The organism is Rheinheimera nanhaiensis E407-8 (genome assembly GCF_000296695.1).
Taxonomy (GTDB): domain Bacteria; phylum Pseudomonadota; class Gammaproteobacteria; order Enterobacterales; family Alteromonadaceae; genus Alishewanella; species Alishewanella nanhaiensis.
The window spans coordinates 104,764-129,988 of sequence record NZ_BAFK01000005.1; the positions used below are offsets into that span (position 1 = coordinate 104,764).

General features: G+C 49.1%; 25 protein-coding genes. 9 read left to right on the forward strand and 16 right to left on the reverse strand.

The window, feature by feature from the left end:
• Window positions 1-130: 130 nt before the first annotated feature.
• From RNAN_RS05660 to mgtE, 8 genes are all read right to left on the reverse strand, one after another.
• The gene (locus tag RNAN_RS05660) at window positions 131-487 is read right to left on the reverse strand and encodes a hypothetical protein (RefSeq protein ID WP_008219693.1); all 357 of its coding nucleotides are present in this window, start codon (window positions 485-487) and stop codon (window positions 131-133) included.
• 76 nt (window positions 488-563) lie between these two features.
• The gene (locus RNAN_RS05665; protein WP_008219694.1) at window positions 564-890 is read right to left on the reverse strand and encodes a hypothetical protein; all 327 of its coding nucleotides are present in this window, start codon (window positions 888-890) and stop codon (window positions 564-566) included.
• Window positions 891-960: 70 nt separating this feature from the next.
• Window positions 961-1,302, reverse strand: a complete 342-nt coding sequence (locus tag RNAN_RS05670; protein WP_040551800.1) for a hypothetical protein — start codon at window positions 1,300-1,302, stop codon at window positions 961-963.
• Window positions 1,303-1,335: 33 nt separating this feature from the next.
• Window positions 1,336-1,620 (reverse strand): hypothetical protein, encoded by a 285-nt coding sequence (locus RNAN_RS05675; RefSeq protein ID WP_148275661.1) that lies wholly within the window; start codon window positions 1,618-1,620, stop codon window positions 1,336-1,338.
• Window positions 1,621-1,698: 78 nt separating this feature from the next.
• Window positions 1,699-2,025, reverse strand: a complete 327-nt coding sequence (locus RNAN_RS05680; protein ID WP_008219696.1) for a hypothetical protein — start codon at window positions 2,023-2,025, stop codon at window positions 1,699-1,701.
• Window positions 2,026-2,084: 59 nt separating this feature from the next.
• Window positions 2,085-2,648, reverse strand: coding sequence for a hypothetical protein (locus RNAN_RS19075; protein WP_008219697.1), 564 nt, complete (start codon window positions 2,646-2,648; stop codon window positions 2,085-2,087).
• Complete coding sequence (locus RNAN_RS05685) at window positions 2,645-9,796, reverse strand: toxin TcdB middle/N-terminal domain-containing protein (RefSeq protein ID WP_008219699.1); 7,152 nt, start codon at window positions 9,794-9,796, stop codon at window positions 2,645-2,647. The genes RNAN_RS19075 and RNAN_RS05685 overlap by 4 nt, the downstream gene beginning before the upstream one ends.
• A gap of 204 nt (window positions 9,797-10,000) precedes the next feature.
• Window positions 10,001-11,344 carry a magnesium transporter gene (gene mgtE / locus RNAN_RS05690; RefSeq protein ID WP_008219701.1) on the reverse strand — a complete coding sequence of 448 codons (1,344 nt, stop codon included), beginning with the start codon at window positions 11,342-11,344 and terminating at the stop codon, window positions 10,001-10,003.
• A 270-nt stretch (window positions 11,345-11,614) separates the two neighbouring features.
• On the opposite strand from mgtE, the gene RNAN_RS05695 reads away from it, so the two are divergent.
• The 3 genes from RNAN_RS05695 to RNAN_RS05705 all read left to right on the forward strand — a co-directional run bounded on the left by RNAN_RS05695 (window position 11,615) and on the right by RNAN_RS05705 (window position 14,975).
• On the forward strand, window positions 11,615-12,418 hold the full coding sequence (locus RNAN_RS05695) for a DUF432 domain-containing protein (RefSeq protein ID WP_202802271.1): 804 nt from the start codon (window positions 11,615-11,617) through the stop codon (window positions 12,416-12,418).
• 11 nt (window positions 12,419-12,429) lie between these two features.
• On the forward strand, window positions 12,430-13,263 hold the full coding sequence (locus RNAN_RS05700) for a mechanosensitive ion channel family protein (protein ID WP_008219705.1): 834 nt from the start codon (window positions 12,430-12,432) through the stop codon (window positions 13,261-13,263).
• 95 nt (window positions 13,264-13,358) lie between these two features.
• Window positions 13,359-14,975 carry a BamA/TamA family outer membrane protein gene (locus tag RNAN_RS05705; protein ID WP_008219707.1) on the forward strand — a complete coding sequence of 539 codons (1,617 nt, stop codon included), beginning with the start codon at window positions 13,359-13,361 and terminating at the stop codon, window positions 14,973-14,975.
• Between the two features lie 55 nt (window positions 14,976-15,030).
• Here the strand turns inward: RNAN_RS05705 and mutM are convergent, their stop codons facing one another.
• The 5 genes from mutM to radC form a co-directional block, all read right to left on the reverse strand.
• The gene (gene mutM, locus RNAN_RS05710; RefSeq protein ID WP_008219709.1) at window positions 15,031-15,840 is read right to left on the reverse strand and encodes a bifunctional DNA-formamidopyrimidine glycosylase/DNA-(apurinic or apyrimidinic site) lyase; all 810 of its coding nucleotides are present in this window, start codon (window positions 15,838-15,840) and stop codon (window positions 15,031-15,033) included.
• 2 nt (window positions 15,841-15,842) lie between these two features.
• Window positions 15,843-16,325 (reverse strand): hypothetical protein, encoded by a 483-nt coding sequence (locus RNAN_RS05715; RefSeq protein ID WP_008219711.1) that lies wholly within the window; start codon window positions 16,323-16,325, stop codon window positions 15,843-15,845.
• 92 nt (window positions 16,326-16,417) lie between these two features.
• The gene (gene rpmG / locus RNAN_RS05720; RefSeq protein WP_008219722.1) at window positions 16,418-16,573 is read right to left on the reverse strand and encodes a 50S ribosomal protein L33; all 156 of its coding nucleotides are present in this window, start codon (window positions 16,571-16,573) and stop codon (window positions 16,418-16,420) included.
• 11 nt (window positions 16,574-16,584) lie between these two features.
• A complete protein-coding gene (rpmB, locus tag RNAN_RS05725; protein WP_040551802.1) occupies window positions 16,585-16,821 on the reverse strand; it encodes a 50S ribosomal protein L28 in 237 nt (78 codons plus the stop codon).
• 164 nt (window positions 16,822-16,985) lie between these two features.
• Window positions 16,986-17,660 (reverse strand): RadC family protein, encoded by a 675-nt coding sequence (gene radC, locus RNAN_RS05730; protein WP_008219724.1) that lies wholly within the window; start codon window positions 17,658-17,660, stop codon window positions 16,986-16,988.
• An 82-nt stretch (window positions 17,661-17,742) separates the two neighbouring features.
• Here radC and coaBC point away from each other — a divergent pair, with 82 nt between their 5' ends.
• Genes coaBC through slmA form a run of 3 tightly spaced genes read left to right on the forward strand, consistent with a single transcriptional unit; the run spans window position 17,743 to window position 20,035 of the window.
• Window positions 17,743-18,954 (forward strand): bifunctional phosphopantothenoylcysteine decarboxylase/phosphopantothenate--cysteine ligase CoaBC, encoded by a 1,212-nt coding sequence (gene coaBC / locus RNAN_RS05735; protein WP_008219725.1) that lies wholly within the window; start codon window positions 17,743-17,745, stop codon window positions 18,952-18,954.
• A 31-nt stretch (window positions 18,955-18,985) separates the two neighbouring features.
• Window positions 18,986-19,444 (forward strand): dUTP diphosphatase, encoded by a 459-nt coding sequence (gene dut, locus RNAN_RS05740; RefSeq protein ID WP_008219727.1) that lies wholly within the window; start codon window positions 18,986-18,988, stop codon window positions 19,442-19,444.
• Window positions 19,445-20,035 (forward strand): nucleoid occlusion factor SlmA, encoded by a 591-nt coding sequence (slmA, locus tag RNAN_RS05745; RefSeq protein ID WP_008219729.1) that lies wholly within the window; start codon window positions 19,445-19,447, stop codon window positions 20,033-20,035.
• Between the two features lie 173 nt (window positions 20,036-20,208).
• Here slmA and RNAN_RS05750 read toward each other — a convergent pair whose 3' ends face one another.
• From RNAN_RS05750 to rph, 3 genes are all read right to left on the reverse strand, one after another.
• The gene (locus RNAN_RS05750) at window positions 20,209-20,580 is read right to left on the reverse strand and encodes a diacylglycerol kinase (RefSeq protein WP_008219731.1); all 372 of its coding nucleotides are present in this window, start codon (window positions 20,578-20,580) and stop codon (window positions 20,209-20,211) included.
• Between the two features lie 267 nt (window positions 20,581-20,847).
• Window positions 20,848-21,495: an orotate phosphoribosyltransferase gene (pyrE, locus tag RNAN_RS05755; RefSeq protein ID WP_008219732.1), complete on the reverse strand. Its 648-nt coding sequence runs from the start codon at window positions 21,493-21,495 to the stop codon at window positions 20,848-20,850.
• A gap of 22 nt (window positions 21,496-21,517) precedes the next feature.
• On the reverse strand, window positions 21,518-22,231 hold the full coding sequence (gene rph, locus RNAN_RS05760; RefSeq protein WP_008219734.1) for a ribonuclease PH: 714 nt from the start codon (window positions 22,229-22,231) through the stop codon (window positions 21,518-21,520).
• A gap of 125 nt (window positions 22,232-22,356) precedes the next feature.
• Here rph and RNAN_RS05765 point away from each other — a divergent pair, with 125 nt between their 5' ends.
• From RNAN_RS05765 to RNAN_RS05775, 3 genes are all read left to right on the forward strand, one after another.
• On the forward strand, window positions 22,357-23,217 hold the full coding sequence (locus RNAN_RS05765) for a YicC/YloC family endoribonuclease (protein WP_008219737.1): 861 nt from the start codon (window positions 22,357-22,359) through the stop codon (window positions 23,215-23,217).
• A gap of 504 nt (window positions 23,218-23,721) precedes the next feature.
• Window positions 23,722-24,126: a DUF6088 family protein gene (locus tag RNAN_RS05770; protein WP_008219738.1), complete on the forward strand. Its 405-nt coding sequence runs from the start codon at window positions 23,722-23,724 to the stop codon at window positions 24,124-24,126.
• On the forward strand, window positions 24,107-25,084 hold the full coding sequence (locus RNAN_RS05775) for a nucleotidyl transferase AbiEii/AbiGii toxin family protein (RefSeq protein ID WP_008219740.1): 978 nt from the start codon (window positions 24,107-24,109) through the stop codon (window positions 25,082-25,084). The genes RNAN_RS05770 and RNAN_RS05775 overlap by 20 nt, the downstream gene beginning before the upstream one ends.
• Window positions 25,085-25,225: the final 141 nt, after the last annotated feature.

Below are 25,225 nucleotides of genomic sequence, written 5' to 3' on the forward strand. Positions count from 1 at the left end.
ATGTGCAGAGGTGCTTTACTAAGCTTTATTTTTATAGACTGTCACGACTCAAAACCGCTTTGTGGTCTCGCCCCAAAACACTGTTTATGAACCATTAAGTTGAACTAGTTTCAATAAATAAGCCTGTAAATTACTGATTGTTAATCCTTACAAACTCGTTAACCAAGCCATAGCCATTTGTGTCTGGGCAATATGCCAAAGTAACTGTTTTACCTGACGCCTGCGCCGTTAACAGTGCAGAATAAGCTCTGTCTGTCGTTTTCTCGTTTCCTGTCAGACTGCACCCCGCAGATTCACCAGACCCCGCCCGGATAAAAAACCACTCTTTAACGGCTTGTGGCATAGGGTCAATCTTAAAATAAATTGTTGTTACATCAGCATTGGTTGGTACCTGTAAAGAGGTCACCTTGCCGGTAACAATCTCAGCAACTGCAACCGGGGCAGATATAAATAAAACCAACACAAAAACGGATAATCGTTTAACCATTTAAGACTCCAATGCAAAACAACAATTGGTGATTAATATTTTTGCTACACCAGAAGTCAATTGATATTAAGTTGTTTTAACCATGCACGGTAAAGTACATAACAGTGTCTGACATTGGCTGGTCAACACAATCCCGGTAGGTTCTAAAACTCACCGTTTTTTGCATAGCAAATGCCATCATCAACACGCTTAAATAGTCTTTCGCCATGGGGCGGGCCATGCTAAATGATAAATAATCACAGTTAGAACCATGACAAGCCGGTTTATTTTGCACGCCACCCACCAGGTAGATATAAACCAGGTTACAGCCTTCATACATTAGTATCTTATCAATCTTGGCAGTGGTATCGGCCTGCACACCAATAGCGAATAGCATTATTAGAGCCACTAAAACCGTTTTCATTTTAATCCTTTATCAATAAGGAAAAAGGCAAGACCTGACCACAAAGCTTTTTTTGACCCCAAAGCTTTTTTTAGCCTGCATCGAGAACCGAATATACTTTACAGTAATGTTTGCTGGCGCCAGCCCACTTATTGCCGGCGTCTGTGTGCCCCCAGATGCTTATAGTTGACTTCGCCTTCTGTGCCGCGATAATCAACGCAATCAAATTAGCCGTACCAGGGCTGGATTTAGCCAACCAATATCCTTTACAAACTTGCCCGACAGCTTCAACAGTGAAAATAAAGTCGCCGTTACCATAATCCGCATACCCCTGAATGGCGCTGACTTTTGTATGTGCTAATTCCTCCAGCCCATTAGCGCTCACAGAAGATGCAAAGCCAAACAAGAATACAAATATTAAAACAATACGCATGTAATTATTCCTTCGCTAAAGTAACTTGTGTGATTAATAATCCTGATAAATATAATTCACCTGTACATAAGACGTTGTCGGGCATACTGGTATCGATACACGTACCGGCTTACCTGTATTAGCCGCAGCCAGCAGCAGGGCATACCAGGCTTTTTCTACCTCAGTGCCAAGCATAAAATAGTAATATTGGCCGGTATTACCGCACTGGTCATTTTTTAACTTAAAGTGCACGGCATTGCCTGATGGGTAAATACGCGCCACTTCACCATGTACAGTAATATTGGCAATAGCAGTCACAGGCAGAAGTAGCCCCAACATAACCAGCAAACTTTTCATATACTTTCTCAGCGCATCCTGCATTATTGTTATACCCCAAATAGATTAACTAAAACTCTTTTAACCATGTACGGTAAAATACATAACAGTGTCTGACATTGGCTGGTCCACGCAATCCCGGTAGGTTCTAAAACTCACTGTTTTTTGCATAGCAAAAGCCATCATCAAAACGCTTAAATAGTCTTTCGCCATTGGGCGGGCCATGCTAAATGATAAATAATCACCGTTAGAGCCATGGCAAGCAGGCTTATTCTGTACACCACCCACCGGGTAGATATAGACCAGGTTACCGCCTTCATACATTAGTATCTTATCAATCTTGGCAGTGGTATCAGCCTGCACACCGTTAGCGAATAATATTATGAAAGCAACCAAAAACGCTTTCATTTTAATCCTTTATCTATATTGCAAAAAGCAAGACCTGACCACATTGAATATAAAATCAATTACTCTACCACAGCATCACAACTCTTTACATAAAAGCTATCTAAATAAAAGTTTTCAGTTGATGGCCTTTTTGTCCACGCATTCCCTAAGTGAAACTTATACGTTGGTAATGTAACCACACTCCCCTTATATTCCCCAGTTAAAAGTTTGGCTCTAACTGCCCAAAAATAGCCGTCAGTTCCCCATTGTTTTTTTATTACATTAGTTATTTGTAATTGTGTATTTGCAGAAATTTTATCTACCAAGGCATATTTAGATGAGGATAATGAAGTACCAAATAACTTTTCATTCCAAAACTCTTTGTCACTTTGATATTGAGCAAAAGAATTCAAAATACTTTTTTCTTTATCATACGCCTGAATGGGTAAAGACTGTACACCTAAGCAACTGCCTGCTGTCGATATTGATGAAGATAAGTTTGCGCACCAACCTTTATACAACACGCTTGGTTTTAATAACTGATAGCAATCTCCCGTATAACTTCCAGTGTAGTCCAGACTTGATGAGAAAGCGCAAGCACTTAAAGAGAGTACAGCCGTTAATTTTAAAATATACTTAATCATCGATAGTTACTCCCGCCATGACATAATGCATCGTCAATACTTCTACAGTTGGTAGAAGTTGCCCCCCAGTTAAACATTCTTCCGAATATAAATCCGTTTACAATGTCCCATTTGCCTAACTGAGTCATTCTTTGGTTTGCACCATATGCCACGTTTCCAAAAGGCAAAGAGTTTAGGCTCGCAGAAGGTGCAAAACCTTTTGCAACTAGTGTGTTACAGGTGAGTGTACCTAAACTATGGCAATATGAAATATGACTACCAGCATTTGCACTATTAATATAGTCGAAGCCGGACGCATCTAAATAGCCTTGATAACCCAATAATGTGTCATTTACATCCCAAAGTACTCCCCATACGCCCGCTTCACGAGATGTAAAACCAGTCATTTCATTCGTTTTAGCGTCATATCTGGAGCCTGCAATATAATTCCCTGCGAAAGAATTTAAAGTTAAAAGAATATTTAGTTCAGTTAGCGTCATTCCATTCTTTCTTGCAAACCTTGCCATTTCATCTCTGGTATATGAGCTAACCATATAGTTACCAAAGGAACTAGCATAGTCGCCCCAACTATTTAGATCTTGCCCGTATCCAGCTCCAGAATTTGGCCCTTGTTGGAACGCATTAAAGCCTGCTGCCCAGAAGCCATGACCAAATTTACCTCCATTTAAGTCAGCAGCAATTCCTCCTGCGGTTGCCTGAGTCGCTACGGATTGCCATGAACCTTGTCCCCATTGTGTATTTGCCTGCTGCCCAACATATGCCATTGCACCTGCCGTAAATGCTCCTCGCAATGCTCCTGTGGAATTTGCTCCCTGAGAGCGGGCAATTTCATAGTTTCCAGCGGCTACACAAGCGGCATAATATGGACCGCACCAAGCAGAACCAATAGAAACCAACCAACCACTTACCTTAGGCCCCAACGCCTTAAGGATACTTCGCCCTAGCTTTTTGAATGGCTTAGCTATCTTTTCTAAGAAGTTATAGCCGCTTGGGTCTACATATCTAAGAGGATTATTTATTACATAACTGTAGCGGTTATAATTTTGACTATTCTCCGGTGCCTGAATGAACGGATCGGCCTGTAGGAATCGGCCCAAGGTTGGATCGTAGATCCGACCGCCCATATGAATAACGTCAAAGTCGTTAATCATCTTATGGCCGGTGTAACCTTTACTGTCACCTGGGTTGCTGTAGGTGGTAAACACGCTGTTAGTGCTTACGCTGTACTGCTTGCCCCAGGGGTCGTAGATAAACTGTTGCAACAAGCTGCCAGTAGCATTGGTTATGCTGGTGGTAGAACCCTGGCCGTCTTTGTGCAGGTAATATTCGTCATGCGCGTTATTGCTGCGCTTGGTAATTACCGCATTGCCGACATAAAACTTATGCTCGGTGACCGCTGTGGGTAAACTTACCCGCTCGTATAAGCCGCCAATATATAAGGTATCGGTGGTTTTGTTATCACGCACATCAGTACGGCGATACAGCTCGCGGTTGGGGCCGTAAGCAAAATCGGTGCGGTTAGCGCCCTGGGTTACTCTGGCAGGTTTATCAAAGGCGGTATAGGTCAAGCTGCGCTTACCGTCGTTGGTGACATTGCCGTTATTATCATAACTAAAGTTGTAATGGCGGGTGCCAGTGCAATTGCTACCTGACCATACGCCGGTTAAACGGTTGGTTTTACTGCTGTCATAGCAATAATTACCAACATTGGTTTTAAAGGTCATATTGCCAAAATGATCGAAGCGGTAGCTTTCATTCATCTTAAGCGCCGCCGGCAGGCTGCTGTAGCCAGCACTGCCGCTTACCGCACTGATGGTACGCGAGGTAACGCGGTGTAAATCATCATAGCCAAATATTTCGGTAAAACCGGCCTGGCTACCGACATTGCCAAAGTTCAGCTGGCGCTGGGTAACGTTGCCCACATAGTCGTAGTTGTAGTCCATGTTATGTACATGGGTAGCACCGCGTTTCACCGTTAAGGTATCTAACCAGCCACTGGCACCGTAAAAACTGCGATCTTCGGTTACCCCATTGGCATACACCACCTTAGTGGCCTGGCCGCGCGCGTTTACGGCCTGAATATGCTGGTATACCCGGTTTGACTTGTTATCGGTCAGCTTAACCAGGCTGCCATGTTGATACTCATGTTTAATCACCAGATCATCGGCCGGGTTCAGTGTCCAGCTGGGGTAAGTCAGTAAATGCAGACGGTTAAAGCTGTCGTAGCTGCTGCTAACGCTAAAACTGCTGCCGGCCGTGCGGGTAAGCTTACTGGCTGGTAGTGCCCGGCTATTGTAGCTGTACAGCTCTTCATAGTCTGGTGTTGCGGTGGTAGTACATGGCTGGTTAGTGCCAAAGCTGCGCACCCGGGTTAACTGACCACGGTTGTAGCTGGCTACACTGTTACCATAGTCCCAGCAGCTGGTGCCAGATGGGTCATAACGGCGTGTCATGCGCCCTATACTGTCATAGTCAAACGCTGTGGTTTGGTTTTTCGCATCAGTCTGGCTGAGTAGTTCACCAAAGGCGTTATAGCTATAGTTCCAGACACCTTTGTCCTGATCGTTCATGCGGTACTTACGGCCATAGGCGTCATAGAAGTTTTGCGTACGTAAGCTGCGCACCCCGGTAACACTTTGGGCGTGCACCGTTTCCAGGTTACCGAACGGGTCGTAACTGTAATCGAGAATATTATTTAAGTGATCTTTTACCTGCTGTGTCTGGCCCAGGTAATTGGTTAATGTTTGCTGTGTTTTACCTTCTGGGTCAGTGGTAATGGTTAAGAAACCACGATAGCTGATTTCGCTAACGCCGCCACTGGCCAGGTGAGTTTTATAAGCCCGGCCCAGGCTGTCATACTCTACGCGGCTGGCATGGCCTGACGCTGCACCTATGCCTGGCTCGTAACTATACTCTGGCCGCCCCTGCGCATCATAAGTTGTGCGGCTAACCGACCAGCTACCGGTAAGCAACTTAGTGCGGCTTTCTATATCACGGCCATACTTATCTAAAAACTGCAGCTGCTCACCACCGCCATCGGCATACTGCCGGATACGGGCATAAGCACCTGTCACGCCACAGCCACCAGATATCTGGCTGCAATAAAGCCGCTCGGTGTAGCTGTTAATTACCGGATCGCTACTGCTATGGCCTTTAATATAACTGCGATAACTTTGCCCCAGCGCCGTTAAGTACTGCCGGCTGGTTTGATTATTGGCATCAACAGTGTTGATGTAATTTACCCGGCCGGTAACCGTATCGGCGCTTAGGCCGTTGTAGGTATAGACCGTTTTATAACCCAAGGGGTTAATACTTTCTTTCAGATAGCGAAGACGGCTGTCATATACGCTGTCGCTTGCACGGGTGGCGGTAACACTGCCAGTTGCATTAGTCCCCGCTGTAACGGCTTTACGGCTAATATTACCCGCTGCATCATAGCTGTATTGCGTGCTGGTACGCAGCGCGCTGTTATTGGGTGCCAGGATCTCTGTTTTTAGTAGTAAGCCACCGGTTTTGTCGTAGTAATCAAACTGACTTTCCCGAACCAGACTCTTACTACCTTGTGTTTTTGTTACCTTAGTTGTAGCCAGACGGCCATAACGCTGGTGAACCACTGAAGTGCCATAGCTGTTTACTGTTGTTGTGGTTAACTTTTGGCTCGTAGTATTGGCGTCGCTCTGCACTACTGTATTGGTTAACAGGTTGCCATAAGTATCGTAACTAAAACTGCTGCTGGTTTTTGCCAGCGCATAATGCTGGTTATTGCTGCCAAGCTGGTAACTGTGCTCTTCACTGGCGCTGATGTAGGGATACACACCACCTTGGCTTGTGGCACGTTTAGCAACGGTATTTTTGGCAAAGGATAATAGATGTTCTGTGCCATTTACCGTAATAACCTGAGTGGTAGTTTTAGGAATGCCAGTATAGGGCCACAGCTGGTTGTAAACCGTTTCAGTAACGACGTTAGTTTGCTGGTCTTTGGTGCGAAGCACTTCAAAACCCAGCATACCGCGGCCTTTTTTATGCACCAGCAAACCGCCGTACTGATAAGTTACACTGACCTTTTTCGTCGGGTTAACCTCTGAACTAACCTTAGACACCACATACATGCCGGCACGGGGCGAGAAGAAGTCACTACTGGTGTTATTGCTTGACGCATCACGGAAATAGACCGACTTATTGGTGATATTTTTATATTCAATGTCGGTGACCACTCCCCAGCCATTAGTAATTTTGTTAATGGCATATTCATTAATATGCGGCCGTAAGCTATGAAAAATTTTCCAGCCGTTATCATTGGTTGCCGTAAGTAAGTCTAATTTCCCATCAGCATTAATATCAGCAAACTGAATTGCAGCGTTACTATCGAAGGTTCTGCTGCCGCGCTGTTCAAACAACACCTGCTCGGTAGTATCGGTTGGCCGGGATAAATAAATGCTCCAGTTACTGCTACTGGTAGGCAGCAATACATCTGTTCTGCCATCGCCATTAATATCAATAAAATAGGTTAACCCTAACAAGCTATTAGACACCGCCGGCAAACTCGCCTGGCGTGCCGCTAACAATAGGTTGCCATTAGACATCCGGTAATACCAGCGAGTATTGCTGCGGTACATCAGGTCGGTGTAACCGTCACCATTTAAGTCCACTGCGCGCACGTCAGCAATATTGCCTAAGTTTTGTCGTTCAACCAGACTGCTGCCGGTCGATGTAAACAACTTCACACTGTTTGTCGTTACCCATTGGCCGCATGCCGATGTCGGACTGGTTTGAACACTTTGTGTGCTGTATGCAGGCTCGGATTGAATTTGGATCTGGCATCCCGAGCCTGGATCAGGCTCCCACACTGTTTGACTTACTTTAACAATCAGATCCGTTTTACCATCACCGTTAATATCCAGCATTGATGCAGATTTCATATCTGCCGTGAAGCGGTCCGGGTACATATCAAATACGCCTCCCGAACTCTCCCCAATAGGGCCTAAATCTTTTTCGCTGCTAAACGGGCTGCCATTTATCACGCTGCCTAAATTTTGATACCAGCGAAAGCGGCCATCGCGAACATAGACAATATCCTCCAGACCATCGCCGTCGATATCAGCGACAAAAGCGCCCCCCTCGAGACCATAGGCAACCCGATTGGTATTGATAAGCGTGTGGTTTAACTGGATATCATAGGTTTCGCATAACTGCCTGCCATAGGGTTCCGGCTCACATCGAGTTGCACTGGTGGTTGACGGGGTATAGGCAATGATATGCCAGTTACTGGTCGCTGAGTTAGCTACCAGTAGATCACGCTGGCCATCACCGTTATAGTCGATCGATTGGGCAAACTGTTTCTTGTTGATACCAACATTCGTCAAGCCAATTTCATTAACGTAATTGTTGGTTACCGGCTCTTCCCAACAAAATGTTGGTTCGCCAGGAATATTCTGACAACGTTGCTGGTAAGTAACCTGACCACCGCCCAAACGCAGTTTCCACTGGTTGGAGCGCACATACAGCATGTCGACATAACCGTCACCATTTATATCGATAAACTGCTGATTGTAGCGATCAAAAGAACTCCCCTTAAGCTCGGATGCTGTGGAAAAAGGTACGTAATTTTCGGTAACAGGTTCTTGCCAACAGAACTGTGGTACACCAGGTTCTGTTTCACAGCGAGTTTGATAAGTTGTCGTTTTTGCTGCTGGTTTCTGCCAGTCAAACTGGGTAGCGGGAAGACATTGTTGCAATCCCTTATCGGCACATTCCTGCACAGAAATCAGATGATTTTTTTCTTCCAGCACATTTGATGAAACATAATTGAGCTGATAATGCCGCACAATATTACTATCTGCGCTGCCATCCAGATAAACCGACACGTTCGATAATAATTTTGACATCATCACGCGGGAACCCGCTTGCCATCCGGCAGCGCGTTTTGGGTTGTTGGCGTAATTTAACTGCACCTTGGCAAACGGGGCTGCACCACCCGCTCTACCGGTATAATGCACTTCAGTTAAATAGTGTTCACCTTTGGCAAGGTCTTTCTGGTATTTGTAAACAATATAGTTGCCCTTTGCATCCTTGATGGCTTTTAACGCCCAAAGCCTGGCTGTACCAGAATTACTGGCGGTATCAAAAAAGGCATCAGTACCGGTTTCGCTACCTCCTGCGGCATTGCGCAAACTGATTGCCAGCGGATTACCCATAGTATCGCTACCGCTTACAGCAGACACATCACCGTAATAATGGATTTCACCTGACTTGGTTTCTACCGTAAAGGCTAAAGGCCCTTGGGCAGCAGAACCATGTCGGCGTACAGTACTGAAACTGTCAATCTCGGTATGCAATAAGGTGCTGTTGTTCCAGTAAGCGCTATCGGCAACACCAATATCATTCTCTTTACCATTTGTTACCAGTCGTTGTCCATCCAGACATAATCTGTCTGATGCGCTAAAAGCCACATTGCCTTGCACGCCGTCAACGGCAATATTTTTTGGACAGCGGGTTACCGCTGAAGCGCCTGAAAAACTCCAACCCACGCCCATATAACCATCGCCACCTGAGCTGTTGTAACTGAACGCTAACTGTGGCTGCACGCCAGCGATACCTGCAGGCAGTGATAGCGGAATTTGATAAGTTGCCGCACCAGACTCATCTACGCGGAACTCGCCGGCAGTTAATCCAACCACCGAGCCTGCCACTATAGACGTGGGTAAGGGTTCTATTGGGTCATATACGTTGCCACCAACGGCTGACACCGTGGCTTCAGTGTCAAGATTCGACAAGGTAATAACAGGCAGATTGGCTTCGTGAAACAAGATCCTTAAATCGCCAACACCATTACCGGTGTAATCGGCATAACTAAGCTGGCGCACACTGCTATGCCCCTGCTGCAGCTGTAACGCCCGCCATTGCTCTTCCGTCAGATACTCAACTTGCCAGCCCGTTGCGCCCTGAAATAACCGCATTAATCCATTTGCCGGTGTCAGCGCCAGTGGCACGCTAACCTCAGCATGTATCAGCACAAATTGTTTGGGCGCGGCTAGATATATATCCCCGGCATAGTCACTAAATAGCTCGTAACCACCACTATTAGCCTTGGCAGAAAAACCAACCAGCACCAAAACGGTTAACAACAAACAGCGAACAACAGCAAGCATGGGCAATCCTTTTAAGCCTTTTTATTATCTGGCAGGCAAACTTATTGTTTCTCCGCGATAAAACAAGAGAACAATATCGTTACAAAATAAAAACTGGCAGATTTTACTCATAGTGGTTAATTTTGCAACAAATAAAATTAACCACTAATTACAAAAAGCGCGGATTGATGACAATAAAGATACAATTAGGCAGCCGGAATCCGGCTATAACCCCAAATACCAGGTGGCGATAGAAAAATACAGCACCACGCCGGCGACGTCGGCGATAGAGGTAATCAGCGGGCCGCTGGCGGTAGCGGGGTCGAGCTTAAAGCGGCTGAGTAAAAAGGGTAGCGACAAGCCGATTAAACTGCCGGCCAGTACCACCAGCATCATGGTAAGGGCGACCACTACGGCAATATCATAACCGCCGCGCCACCAGCCTAAGCCTACTACCGCCGCGGCCATGGTCAGGCCAAGCAAGCCGGCGACCAGGCACTCTTTACCGAGTAAATAGCCCCAGTCGCGCAGTTTAATTTCGCCGGTGGCCAGGGCGCGCACCATCAGGGTGCCGGATTGGGCGCCGGCATTACCGCTGCTGCCAATCAGCAAGGGTAAAAAAAACAATAGCGCAATATGGCTGGATATAGTGCCTTCAAAGTAGGCAATGCCAGCGCCAGAGAAGATATTGCCAAACACCAGAATCACCAGCCACAGCACACGTTTACGGTACAGCAAGCCTATGCCGGCCTCTTTAACGCTGGTTTCCAGTTTGCCGATGGTGGCGGTTTTGTGAAAGTCTTCGGTCGCTTCTTGCGCGGCCACGTCCATCGCATCGTCATAGGTAACAATACCCACCATCTGATGCTCGCTGTTAACAATCGGCAGTGCCATTAAGTCGTATTTGGCAATCAGCGCCGCCACTTCTTCCTGTGGCATCTCTACGCTGGCATAAATAGGATCATGGTTTACCAGCTCGTCAATCGGCATCGTCACCGGCGCCAGAATAAGATCGCGCAAGGTCACCACGCCTATTAACTTACGGGCATCGTCTACCACATAGGCCGAATAGATGGTTTCTTTATCCGGTGCTTCGCGGCGTAAGGAATCGAGCGCCTGCGCCACATTCAGCTGCTGCGCCAAAATGGCATAGTCTGATGTCATAATGGCACCGGCGGTGCCTTCTTCGTGCGAACTTAAGCGCAGTAAGTCTTCACGCTCGGCCTGCGCCAGCGCCGGTAGCAGAGTTTCGCGCTGCTCGTCGCTTAAGCGGTTAAATAAGTCGGCGCGCTCGTCAGAGGACATCTGGCGGATAATAGGCGCCAGTTTACGCCGGCTGATGCGGATAGACAGCTTCACCTGCTGCTCTGGCGGTAAATAGCCAAACACTTCGGCTTGCTCGGCGCGTGGCAGCACGGTCAGTAGTGTCCATAAATCTTCGGGCGCAAATTCCACTAAGGCGGTGGCCAGATCGGCCGGGTGTACGTCCTCTACCTGCTCACGCAGCAGATGCACCGTATCGGATTCAAGCGCAGTGCGCAGTGTGCTGATTAGCGCCGGCAATTCCATAGCAACCTCTTACTAAACTGGCTTAGCAAGGGCTGTTGGACACCCGGCTAAGCGAACATGGCGTAACGAATGATGATTGGCAGGCTGCACCTGCTACCGGGCACGTCCATAGGGTTTCTCATTTGCGGTTAACGGTATTAACCTGTTGCACAATAAGCAAAAGATGGCGTTATTTTATAAAGCATAGCGGTGAATTTCCACTGAATATGGTAAAAACGCCAAAAGAGCTTCATGTTAGTATTAACCGGACAAGCCTAACTGAGTACGATGATGACACAACAGAACACAACTCCCTTTGCCTGGTGGTTACCGGTTGAACTGGCCGAGCACCAGTGCTGGCATGTCAATATCGGGCCGCTCAGCCTGTACCTTAGCCGCCAGCCACAGCAGTGGTTACTGGCGTATGAACAGCTTAGCCCGACAGAGCATCGTGAGCAGCTAAGTAGCGCGGCGGCGCTGTGTATGCCGCCGGGGCTAACCGCCGAGCGTTATATGTTCCGTCAAAGCCCTGCCAGTTTTTGCCTGACACCACTGCTGCTTGACCGCCCTGTAGTGGTAAAAACGCTGCAACCGCTGCATATTCCGTCTGGCGAGCAAATCACGTTGTATATCAGCTCGCCGGTGACTGTGCGTGCAGCCTTACGCCAGCCAGACTGCCCACTGCAGGACATTGCCGTCACCCGGCTGTCTGACACCTGGTTTGGCCCCTCTACCCAGGTGGGTGAGCTGTGTTATGCCGATAAAACCCACGCCCGTTTTAGTAAAGACGAGCTGCCCAAGCGGCCACACCGGGCGATCACCCCGGTGCACATTCACAATAGCTCGCGCCAGCTGCTTAGCCTGAACAAAATCAGTATTCCGGTACCTTATCTGGCGGTATATAGCTCGGCGGATGGCAATTTATGGACCGACCCCATCCGTTTGCAACATGAAAGCGCCGGTGGTTTAACCCGCTTTAAAACAGGCCAGCTATCCACTGCTGAGCTTGGCAGCATGACGCAGCTTAGCCCGGCCCGTACCGTCCCCGACAAACATAATTTTATCCGGGCCTTTACCCATATGTTTACCGATTAACCGAGGTATTTATGCCAGAACAACTGTTGCTGTGGCTGCAATCTGAACAAGCCAGCCATCTGCTCAAAGCCTGTATTTTATTACTGGCGGGTTTTGTCGTTGCCGGCTTGGCTTCGCGCGCGGCCGGGCGTTTTTTAAACCTTAATTTCTCGCAGCACCATGTGGTGCTGTTTAAACGCTTGCTGTACTGGCTGATCTTAGCGCTGTTTATGGCCTCGGCGCTGAAGCAGCTCGGCTTTTCATTAAGTGTGTTACTGGGCGCCGCCGGTGTGCTGTCGGTGGCACTGGGGTTTGCCTCACAAACTTCGGCGTCGAATTTAATCAGCGGGTTGTTTTTAATCGGCGAAAAGCCGTTTCAACTGGGCGATACCATTAAAGTGGGTAATACCACCGGCGAGGTGTTATCAATAGATTTGCTGTCGGTCAAGCTGCGCACCTTTGATAACCTGTTTGTGCGTATTCCTAATGAAAGCCTGATTAAAAGCGAGGTGACTAACCTGACCCGCTTTCCCATCCGTCGTTTTGACCTGTTGCTGGGCGTGGCGTACAAAGAGCAAATTGCCACGGTGCGTAAGGTACTGCATGAGGTTGCCGACAAAAACCCGCTGTGCTTAGACGAACCGGCACCGATGTTTTTATTTTTAGGCTTTGGCGATTCAGCACTGAATATCCAGTTTTCGGTATGGAGCAAACGGGAAAATTTCAGAGAGCTGCGTAACAGCCTGCAGGAAGAGATTAAACTGGCATTTGACCAGGCCGGTATTGAAATTCCGTTTCCACAGCGCACTGTGCACCTTGCCACAATAGCCGACACCCTCAAGGCACAGGCTGATACAACTAAATAATTGTATTACAGATTTTATTGGCACCTTGGCAGAGGTTAAGGTAGTTTTAAGGTTGCTGCACTACACTTTACAGCCTACTGCCAAGGGAGCCGGTTATGAGAGCAAGCGCAAAGCTAAGCCTGTTGTTGCTGTGTTGTGGCCAGGTTTATGCTGACTGCCAGCCGGTAGCCGACAACCAGTTTTTAACCAGTGATGCCGGCATAACGATCCGCAGCATCAGCTTCACGCCAAATAATATCTTTGATCTGGACGATCCTGCCTCTTTTTGGCTGCACGAATTTGCCAACTATACCCATACCGTAACCAAAACCTCGGTGCTGGAAGAAGACTTACTGTTTGCACAAGGCGATGCCCTGCATATAGAGGAGCTTAAAGAAACCGAGCGGTTGCTGCGTAGCCGCCGTTACCTGCGGGAGGCCGAAGTGCGCATTAGCCATTTTTGCGCCAGCGATAACAGCGTTATTGTCAATGTCAGCACCTGGGACAACTGGTCACTGCTACCCACGCTGGACTTTTCCAGTGAGGGTGGCCGTAGCAAAAGCGCCATTGGTTTTGAAGAAGACAACCTGCTCGGCAGTGGCAACCGGCTAAACCTGCTGTATAAACGAGACAGTGAGCGCAGTGGCGTCGGCTTTACGCTGTTTTCACCTAACCTGTTTGGTGAGTTTTGGAACGGCACTCTGGCCTATAGCAACAACAGTGACGGCGATAATTACCTGCTTAGTGTTAACCGGCCGTTTTACCGGTTGTCCTCGCCCTGGGCGCTGGGCTTTGAAGTTCAGAGCACCACCGAAGACGTATTTGAATATGACGCCGGCGAAGAGTACAACAGCTTTAGCCGCCAACGCGACCATGCCAAAGCCGAATTTGGCTACCGGCTGTACCCCGACAGCCACAATATTCACCGGCTGCGCTTTGCGCTGGAGCTGGAAGATGTGCAGTTTAGCGCCAATGACAACACCCTGTTTGGCCTGCCAGAGCAGCGTAATTTATCGGCACTGTGGCTGGAATATGAGCTGGTAAGGGCCGACTATAAAAAACTGTTTAATATTAACTCGTTTAACCGCACCGAAGACTTTAACTTTGGTTGGCAGTTTAATGCCCGCCTCGGCCAATACAGCGAGCAATTAGGTGCCGATAATAACGCCCTGTTCTGGCAGCTTAGCGCAGCGAAAAACTGGCAACTGGCAGCCGATCTGTATTTACTGGCCGATGCACGCTACCTGCAACGTCAGTTTGCGCAGCCGCAATACCTGCTTAGCAGCCACTGGCAACTGATTAAGCAGTTAGATGAGTACCACAGCCTGGTAGGAAAAATACATCTGGATAAAGGTAAAAATTTGTTCCGTGATGAGCCGCTGTATATTGGCGGTGATGACCAGCTACGCGCCTACCCCAACTATTTCAGAAGCGGCGAAGCCCGGGCGCTGTTAACAGCGGAATACCGCCGCTATACCGATTGGTCGTTATGGCAACTGCTGGACGTGGCCTTTGCCACTTATATCGACGCCGGCAAAATCTGGCAAACCGCTGAGCAGGACGCCAACACCTCAGCTGGCGGCACCCTGATTGGTTTAGGCGCTGGCATTCGTTTGCTGTCGAACCATTCCAGCCGCGGCACCTTAATTCATATCGACCTGACCAAAGCCATGACCGATAACGACAATGTATCGGGCGTTGAGCTACGCATTACCGCCACCCGTGGCTTTTAGCCCGGCGCAGCCGCTTGGCTTAGCGTTGGCAGCTCACTCAGCATTGGCACTTATGTTAGCGTTGACACTGAGGGCAAAATACTGTGCTGCGCTGGCCCAGGCGAATTTCGTTTAGTGTTGTACTACAGGTGACACAAGGCTGGCCGCCACGGCCGTATACCAACAGCTGCTGGGCAAAATAGCCCGGCTTACCATCGGCCTGGCTAAAATCTTTTAGCGTGGTACCGCCTTGTTTTATCGCTGCAGCCAGGGTGTCTTTAACCACCGGTACTAAAGCGTTAATCTCAGCGGATGTCAGGCTTTTGGCCGGCCGCGTTGGCAAAATACCGGCTTTAAATAGTGCTTCGTTGGCGTAGATATTCCCCACCCCTACTACCACCTGGTTATCCATCAACACCAATTTTACTGCACTGCCACGCTTGGCCAGGGCTTGTGTCAGTTGTGCAGGATTAAAGGCATCACTTAGCGGCTCTGGCCCCAGGCTGGCCAAAAGCGGATGCACCTCACCTTTGTGCTGCCACAACACAGCACCAAAGCGGCGGGTATCATTAAGCCTAAGCGCCATGCCGCTACTTAGCAGCAAATCGATATGATCATGCTTGGTGGCGGGCGTATCGGCGCTTAGCACTTTTAAATGGCCAGACATGCCCAGATGCACAATGATATCGCCCTGTGGCAGCTGAATAAGCAAATACTTCGCCCGTCGCGTTACCGACAATATTGGCTGGTTTAGCTGTGCTAAGACCTCGTCCGGTACATACCAGCGCAACTGGCGCTGGCGCGCTATCACCTTAACAAGCTGCTGGTTAGATAAATGTGGGCTTATGCCCTGGCGCGACACTTCAACTTCTGGTAATTCCGGCACGACTACTCCGTCACATCAAGTAAAAATAACCGTGCGGCTTGCGCGGCGCTTAACTGATAAAACTGCCCGTCCCCGGCTTGTTGCAGCAGGTATGGGCCCTCAGCACTGCCATCAGCGGGGTACAGCAGCCATATCAGCGGCGCCACTTGCCCCACCAGCTGCACACTGGCCTGCGCTACCGGCACCCGGCTGGTATCTGACACTACTTCTACCGGCGTTAGTAAACTGTGCTGCCAGGCCAATGCCAGCTGAGCCGCATCTACCGCTCTTGCCGGCGCGGGTTGTAGCTGCCACTGCGGCCCGGCTTTAATTAATCGTGTATTGGCAAAGGCTACCATTAACAGTTCAGCGTCGGCAGGAATTAACCGGTACTCGTCAGCGGTATGCTCTGCCAGACGCTGCGGTATGCCATATAACACAAACATTAAGATCAGGACGGCAAAGATCAGTACATTGTTCCAGTTACGGCGGGAGAGTTTAATCATGGCAATACCTGTCAGCAAAGATGACGCGGCATAGTAACGCAGGCGGAGCCTAAAAAGCAAAAACCCGGCGTGGGCCGGGTTTAGCTGTTCGATTACTTGATTTTCGCTTCTTTGAAAATCACGTGCTTACGCACTTTAGGATCGAACTTTTTGATTTCCATCTTTTCTGGCATGGTGCGCTTGTTCTTCGTTGTTGTGTAGAAGAAACCAGTGCCTGCAGAAGAGACTAAACGGATTTTATCGCGCATTTTTTATTTCCTTACACCTTGTGACCGTTAGCACGCACTTCGGCTAATACCGCATCGATACCTTTCTTATCGATGATGCGCATACCACGGGTAGAAGTACGTAATGTAACAAAACGGTTTTCGCTTTCAACCCAGAAACGGTGTGTTTGCAGGTTAGGCAGGAAACGGCGCTTAGTAGCATTGTTGGCGTGTGAACGACGGTTACCTACCATCGGACCCTTGCCAGTTACTTGGCACACTCTAGACATGTCAATAGTTCTCCAAAATTACATCAGCTCGAGCTGTCATCACCCTTCCGGCCAAGAAGGTTGCCCCAAAACAAGAGGGCGCAATTTATACACGAATAAGCCGTCTTATTCAAGCGAAATCTTTCGGCCGCGCGCAAGGATCCGCTGCGGATCTTCGCAGATCATCACAGCCAGCCACGCTCAGCAAAGGAGATCACATCGGCATCGCCCACTATAAAGTGATCCAACACCTTGATATCTACCAACATCAGCGCCTGAACCAAACGTTCAGTTATCGCTTTATCCGCCCGGCTGGGTTCGGCCACGCCAGAAGGATGATTGTGCGCCAGAATAACAGCGGCGGCATTATGCGCTAAAGCCTGCTGAACTACAATACGCGGATACACCGGCGAGGCATCTATAGTGCCGGCAAACAACGGCTCGGCCTTAATTAGCCGGTGCTGGCTGTCTAAGTACAATAATAAAAACACTTCGCGTTGCTCACTGCTTATTGCATGCTGCAAATAGCGTTTTACTGCCGCAGGCTCGGTAAACACCGTATCGCGCTGCATTTGCTGCTGTAAATAACGCTTGCTTAGCTCCAGCACCGCCTGCAGTTGCACAAATTTCGCCTCGCCAAGCCCCTTGGCGGCACAAAAATCGGCCTGACTGGCGCCCAGTAAGCGCCGTAACGAGCCAAACTGGCTGAGTAATTGGCGCGCCAGCGTGACCGCATCAGTACCGGCAATGCCGGTGCGTAAAAATATTGCCAACAGCTCAGCGTCTGACAGTGCCGTAGCCCCTCTGTCGAGCAATTTTTCCCGTGGCCGCTCGGTGGCGGGCCAGTGTCGAATACTCATGCAATCACTCCCTGAATTGATGCTGAATTAGTGTTTCCGTGCTATCTTAGCGCCAGTTTTTCCTGTTGCCGGTGGCTCTGTTATGCAGCAAACGCTTGCCAATAAACGCATTTTACTGGGTATCAGTGGTGGCATTGCCGCCTATAAAAGTGCCGACCTCGTGCGCCGCTTAAAAGAGCGTGGCGCTGAGGTGAGGGTTATTTTAACCGACGCCGCCCAGCACTTTATTACGCCGCTCACCTTGCAGGCGCTGTCTGGCAACCCGGTTAGCACCAGCCTGCTCGACCCGGCTGCTGAAGCGGCTATGGGCCATATCGAACTGGCAAAATGGGCCGACCTGGTATTAGTTGCCCCGGCCAGCGCCGATGTTATCGCCCGCATGGCGCATGGCTTAGCCAACGACCTACTCACTACTTGTGTGTTAGCCACGGCTGCACCGGTGGCTGTCGCACCGGCGATGAACCAGCAGATGTATAAAAACATAGCCACCCAGCAAAATTTAGCCAGGTTAAATTCATATAATTTTTACATTTATGGCCCAGCGTCTGGCGAGCAAGCCTGTGGCGACGTCGGTGCAGGCCGCATGTTGGAGCCGCTAGAGCTGGTTAGTGCGCTAGAAAAGCATTTTAATACTGAACGCCAACTTAATAACATTAAAGTTACAATAACCGCCGGCCCCACCCGTGAGGCTATTGATCCGGTGCGCTACATCTCTAACCATAGCTCCGGCAAGATGGGGTTTGCCTTAGCCGCACAAGCGGCCGCCATGGGCGCAGAGGTCACACTAATCAGCGGCCCGGTGCAGTTAGCTACCCCGGCAGGGGTAACGCGGATTGACGTAACCAGCGCCCAGCAAATGTATGACGCCGCTATGGCACAGGCAGTGCAAAGCGATATCTTTATCGGCTGTGCTGCGGTGGCCGACTATCGCGTGGCGCAAATTGCTGATGAAAAAATGAAAAAACAAGGCGACAGCGCCCTTGAACTTAAGCTGGTGCAAAACCCGGATATTATCGCCAGCGTAGCGGCACTTTCCCAAAACCGGCCTTTTACTGTCGGTTTTGCCGCTGAAACGCAAAATATACTGCAGTACGCCCAGGATAAACTTAACCGCAAAAAGCTGGATTTAATTTGCGCGAATGACGTATCAGCGCAGCATTTGGGTTTTAACAGCGATGACAATGCTGTCACTTTGCTATGGCAGCATGGCCAGCACAGCTTGCCGGTACAAAGCAAAACTGCCCTGGCCAGTGCTATTTTGCTGCAGATCAAGCAGCTGTTTAGCGCCAAATAATTTTAACCTTGATAGAAGAGTTACGCCGTAAATGAAAAAAGCCATCGATTTAAAAATTCTTGACCCGCGTATTGGCAGCGAATTCCCACTGCCGGCCTATGCCACAGCCGGCTCTGCCGGGTTAGACTTGCGCGCTTGTCTGGATAACACTTTAAGCCTGGCACCGGGTGAGACAGTACTGATCCCAACCGGTTTATCGATTTTTATCGGCGATGCTAATCTGTGTGCCACTATCCTGCCCCGCTCTGGTCTGGGCCATAAACACGGCATCGTATTGGGTAATCTGGTCGGCTTAATCGATTCGGATTATCAGGGCCCGCTGATGGTATCGATGTGGAACCGCGGTAACGACAGTTTTACTATTGAGCCGGGTGATCGCATCGCCCAGCTGGTGTTTATGCCGGTGGTGCAGGCTGAATTTAATATCGTTGATAGCTTTGAGCAAACCGCGCGCGGCGAAGGCGGCTTTGGCCATTCAGGGAAAGCCTAAATGCCGGCACCACGCAGTACCAACCGCAAAGAAGATATCCTGCAAGCCTTAGCCGCCATGCTGCAAAGCAATAACGGCCAGCGCATTACCACGGCCGCGCTGGCAGAAAAAGTCGGCGTATCCGAAGCGGCGCTATACCGGCATTTCCCCAGCAAAGCGCGGATGTTTGAAGGCTTAATCGAGTTTATTGAAGACACCCTGCTATCGCGCATTAATGTGATATTGGATGAGCACAAAGACACCGCCAGCCGCAGCGAATTAATTCTGCAGCTGATTTTAGTGTTTGCTGAGCGTAACCCCGGCATTTGCCGCATTTTAACCGGCGATGCCCTGCAAGGTGAGCAGGAACGCCTGCAAGAGCGGGTTGCTCAATTATTTGAAAAACTGGAAACCCAGTTAAAACAATGCCTGCGCGAACGTAAGCTGCGTGAAGGTAAAGGCTTTAGTATCGACGAAGGTGAGCTGGCTAATCTGCTGCTGGCCACGGTAGAGGGTAAACTCAGCCAGTTTGTCCGCTCCGGTTTTACCCGCTTACCCACCCAGCACTGGGCTAATCAGTGGGCTTTGCTGCAACAAACACTGTTTGGTTAAGCAACGCCACGAGTCAGGAGATAACGTCAGGGATTAGGAAATGCTTTCTTCGCCGGCTTCGAGGATCACATCCCTGTGCCCTCTCAGCCTGCGCGGCATCCATGCCGCTGCTACGAAAGCACACCTAATCCCTTCCTTAACCAAAATCAGAAGACTCGGCTGGTTAACAACAGCTAAACGAAGCGCTCATATAGCGCCGCGCCCCATACCAGCGCCACTATCACTAAGCTGACAAACACCGCTGCCGAGCCCATATCTTTAGCGCGGCCTGAGAGTTCATGCCGTTCTAAACTCACACGGTCAGTCAGTGATTCAATGGCAGAATTCAGCAGTTCCACCACCAGCACCAAACACCAAACACTGACCAACAGCGCAAACTGACTAACCGAAGTGGCAAGCCAAGCCGCCAATGGCACAGAGATAACGGCTAAAGTAGTTTCCTGGCGAAAGGCCGATTCAAACTTCCAACTGGCGGCAAAGCCCTGCATTGAGCATTTTGCCGCTTTGATAATGCGGCCTAAACCGGTGCCGTTTGGTTTCAACATCTTTGCTGTCCTTAGTTGCTGTTTTTATCGGGCTAACACCGAAACATCAGGTACAGGGTCAGGTGTGCTTTCGAAGCAGGGAGTGTTGCCCCCTTCGCATCAACGCCGAAGTACAGCCAAGTGTCAGGAAATGCTTTCTGCACCGGCTTCAAGGATCACATCCCTGTGCCCTCTCAGCCTGCGCGGCATCCATGCCGCTGTTCCGAAAGCACACCTGACACTTTGCTCTCTGGCTATCAGTGTACCTGACTCTAAAGCCTAGTTTTTTTAAGCGTTAACACCATATTGCGCCCGGTACGCCTTCACGGCTTCCAGGTGCTGTGCCATCTCAGGCTTATCGGCCAGGTAGCTTATCAGATCCGGTAGGCTGATAATCGAAATAACCTTGGTATTAAAGTCTCGCTCCACTTCCTGAATGGCCGACAGCTCACCCTGGCCACGCTCTTGCCTATCCAGCGCAATTAACACCCCGGTAAGCTCAGCGCCCTGCGCCTGAATAAGCGTCATCGACTCACGAATCGCAGTACCGGCGGTAATCACATCATCCACCAGCATAATGCGGCCCTTTAGCGGCGAGCCGACTAAGTTGCCGCCCTCGCCATGGGTTTTCGCTTCTTTGCGGTTAAAACAGTACGGCACATCACGGTTATAATGATCGGCCAGCGCTACCGCTGTAGTGGTAGCAATCGGAATACCTTTATAGGCCGGGCCAAACAGCACATCAAACTCAAGGCCGCTATCCTGCAACGCCGCCGCATAAAAGCGGCCTAACTTGGCTAAATCACCGCCGGTGTTAAACAGCCCGGCATTAAAAAAATACGGGCTGGTGCGGCCGGATTTCAGCGTAAAACTGCCAAATTTCAGTACATTACGCGACAGCGCAAACTCAATAAATTCACGTTGAAACGGTTTCATCTTCGAAGATTACCTGTAAAAGTTAAGCCAGTACGCGCTTTTGCTCGTCAATAATTTCACGGATGGCATGCTTGCCTAAATCCAGCATCTGTTGCATTTCTTCAAAGCTAAACGGGGCTTCTTCAGCGGTGCCCTGAATTTCAATCACCTTGCCGGTTTCGGTCATCACGATATTCATATCGGTTTCGGCGTTGGAATCTTCGGCATAATCTAAATCAGCCACCGCCGTGCCTTTATAAATACCCACTGAAACCGCGGCGACCATAAAATTCAGCGGGTTAGTTTTAATCATGCCTTTAGCGCGCATAAAGTTCAGCGCATCCACCAACGCCACACAGGCGCCGGTAATAGAGGCCGTGCGGGTGCCGCCATCGGCCTGAATCACATCACAGTCGATGGTAATGGTATTTTCACCCAGCAGTTTTAAATCGACTGCAGTGCGCAGCGCGCGGCCAATCAGGCGCTGAATTTCCATAGTGCGGCCGCCCTGCTTACCACGCGCCGCTTCGCGGTCATTCCGGGTATGGGTCGCGCGTGGCAGCATGCCGTATTCGGCCGTTACCCAGCCTTTGCCCTGGCCTTTCATAAAGCGCGGCACCCCTTCGATGACGCTGGCAGTACAAATAACCTTGGTATTACCAAATTCCACCAGTACTGAGCCTTCAGCATGGGCGGTAAATTGACGGGTAAAGGTAAGGGGGCGGATCTGACTGGCGGTTCGGCCACTTGGACGCATAGCTGCACTCCTGAAATTAACAATGGCGGTTATTATAGGGTGGATCCCGTTTGAGGGCGAGCAATTCGCCAAATTCCGTGTTCCTGCGGTATACTCGGTGTTTATTTGTCGCCAGAGAATTCATTATGATCCACAGCATGACCGCCTTCGCCCGCCACGAAACCAAAGCCAGCTGGGGCACCGCCCAGTGGGAGATCCGCTCGGTAAACCAGCGTTACCTGGAATCCTACTTTCGCCTGCCCGAGCAGTTTCGCGGTTTAGAAAGCCTGCTGCGCGACAAACTGCGTAATGCCCTGCAGCGCGGCAAAATAGAAGTAAACCTGCGCTACCACGCCAATCAGGCCGCCGGCGAGCTGACCTTAAATGAAGTCTTTGCCGAGCAATTGCTGCAAAAAGCCCAGCAATTACTGCAAAAAGCGCCGCAAGCCCAGCTTAATATCGCCGACATCCTGCGCTGGCCGGGCGTGATGGAAACCCCAAGCGAAGATGTAGATAGCTTACAAGCCGAATTGCTGGCCGGTTTTGATGCTGCCTTACAAGACTTTTTAGCCGGCCGCGGCCGCGAAGGCGCGGCTATTGAAGATATGATTCAACAGCGTTTAAGCGCAATTTCAGAGCAAGTCGCTTTTGTTCGCAGCCATCTGCCCCAAGCCATGCAATGGCAACGCGACCGCATCACTAACCGTTTAAATGAAATCAAAGCCGACCTAGACCAAAGCCGCCTCGAGCAGGAAATGGCGTTTTTAGCCTCTAAATCCGACGTCGCCGAAGAGCTCGACCGTCTTGACGCTCATATTAAAGAAACCCGTCACACCCTGAAAAAGGGCGGCGCCTGCGGCCGGCGGTTAGATTTTATGATGCAGGAATTTAACCGCGAAGCGAATACGCTGTCATCCAAAGCTATCAGCACTGAGATCACCAATGCCGCGGTAGAGCTTAAGGTGTTAATCGAGCAGATGCGTGAGCAAATCCAAAACGTGGAATAACATTAATTAAGTAATATATATCAAAGCATTATATAAGTTTGCGACCAACAACAACGCCTTTTACCCACCAAAAGCCGAACATCATCGGTGGGTAAATTGGTGGCAACTTCAAAGACGGCAATTAAGCGAACCTAAGACACCCGCCATTGCGAGATCACATAGCGAGTACTTCTCCCCCCCGCAACGGTTTTCACCAAACACCCCATTTCTACCAACTGTGCCAAGTGTCGGCTGGCGGTTGCCGGGCTTACGTTGTTAAGGTGAATACATTAGCTAATCTGCTCATTTAGTGAGGCGAATAGCAAGGCTAATCACCTCAGCAAACGTAACTAGGGTAGATTATTAATTAACTTTAAACACTAAGCAGGCAAACTCAACTGAATTTGACTCTTAGCCAAAGCACTATTGATATAAGGAAAATTGCCCTTTAAAGGTCGTATTTTTGCATTTGATAAATGTCGTATTTTTGCATATGCTATGACCATTATTCGCAGGAGGTATCAGATGACGATACAAGACAGACTACAAACCAGAGTAAAACGCTCTAAGCGCTCTGTTTTCCTGCGCTCTGATTTTGCCGATATCGCTGATTATGACCAGGTAGGCAGAGGTCTCAGAAGCCTGGTGCAAGAGGGCTTGCTGCTGAAAATTGGTTATGGCCTGTATGTGCGCGCCAGAGTCAATCGTATCACTGGCCAGTTAATGCCCGATAACCCTGCCGGTAACGATGGGGTGCTTATTGAGGCCATGGAAAGGTTAGGAGTTGATTATAAGCTTGATGACTTATCTCTTAAAAGTTTGTCGGGCGAAAGCACTCAAATTCCGGCAAACGTCAAAATTATTCCAAAAAGTTCGCGCTTTACCCGCAAGATTGCGGTAGGGAAACAGCGTGTCAACGAAGTTCGATAGCTCACTTTTTGTCGATGTTGCCAACGCCCTGGGGCTTGGTAACCCGGCTATTGTTGAAAAAGACTATTATGTCGTGCAACTGCTGCAGCACATATCCACGCTTGAATTTGAGTATCACCAAATCGTGTTCTCTGGCGGAACAGCACTGGCAAAGTCAGCTATCAAAACGTATCGCATGTCTGAAGATATTGATCTGAAGCTCGTCCCCAAGCCAGCCTTTTCTGAAATTGCCTCTAAAAATGCGAAGAGAAATGCGCGCAAGGTTGCTAAACAGCTGGTTGAAGCAATACTGGGGCAAAGTAAGATATTCTCTATTGAGACAGCACCTACAGCGTTAGATGAATACAGATACTTTAGCTTCGATATCCGTTACCCACAGGAATACCAGCAAGCCCCCTGCCTTCGCCCATTTATCAAGTTAGAATTTATCGAATCTGAATTGCTTAGCGTGGCTGAGGCCAGGAGTATCCAGTCTATTTACGCGAAAATTTTAAACTCTGATATCGAGATTAAGCAGTTGTCTTGTGCGGTTATTATTGAGACGCAGGCAGAAAAATTGCTGTCAATGATGCGCAGAACAGCCAGTGTGGCGCGTAACAGCGAACGAGAAGATGATGAGACCTTGGTTAGGCATATTTACGACACCTACTATATCCAGCTTGCCCAACCTTCCGAGATAAAACAACTTGGGTCTCTCATAGTCAGAGCCATTAAAACCGATGTTGAACGCTATGGTAATCAACACCCGCAGATGGTCGAATCTCCTATCGAGGAATTGCGCTTCGGACTGCAGCTATTAGCTACTAACCCAAAGTTCGAGCAGCGCTACAACAGCTATGTTAGCCCTATGGTGTATGCTGAAAACCCTGTTCAATGGCACGACGCGTTAGCGGTTTTTACAAAGTTGTCGAATGACGTATTGGATTATGCAGAGCAACACTTTGATAACCTGCTTTAGAATCTAAGCAGTTAATGAGTATTTAAAGCGAACAAAAAATGGTGGGTAAAATGGCTGGTAAAACCGCATAACAACCACCAAAAATAAAGCTATCTACATGATTTAAAAATAAATTAATTTAGCAATCTACAAGTAGATCCA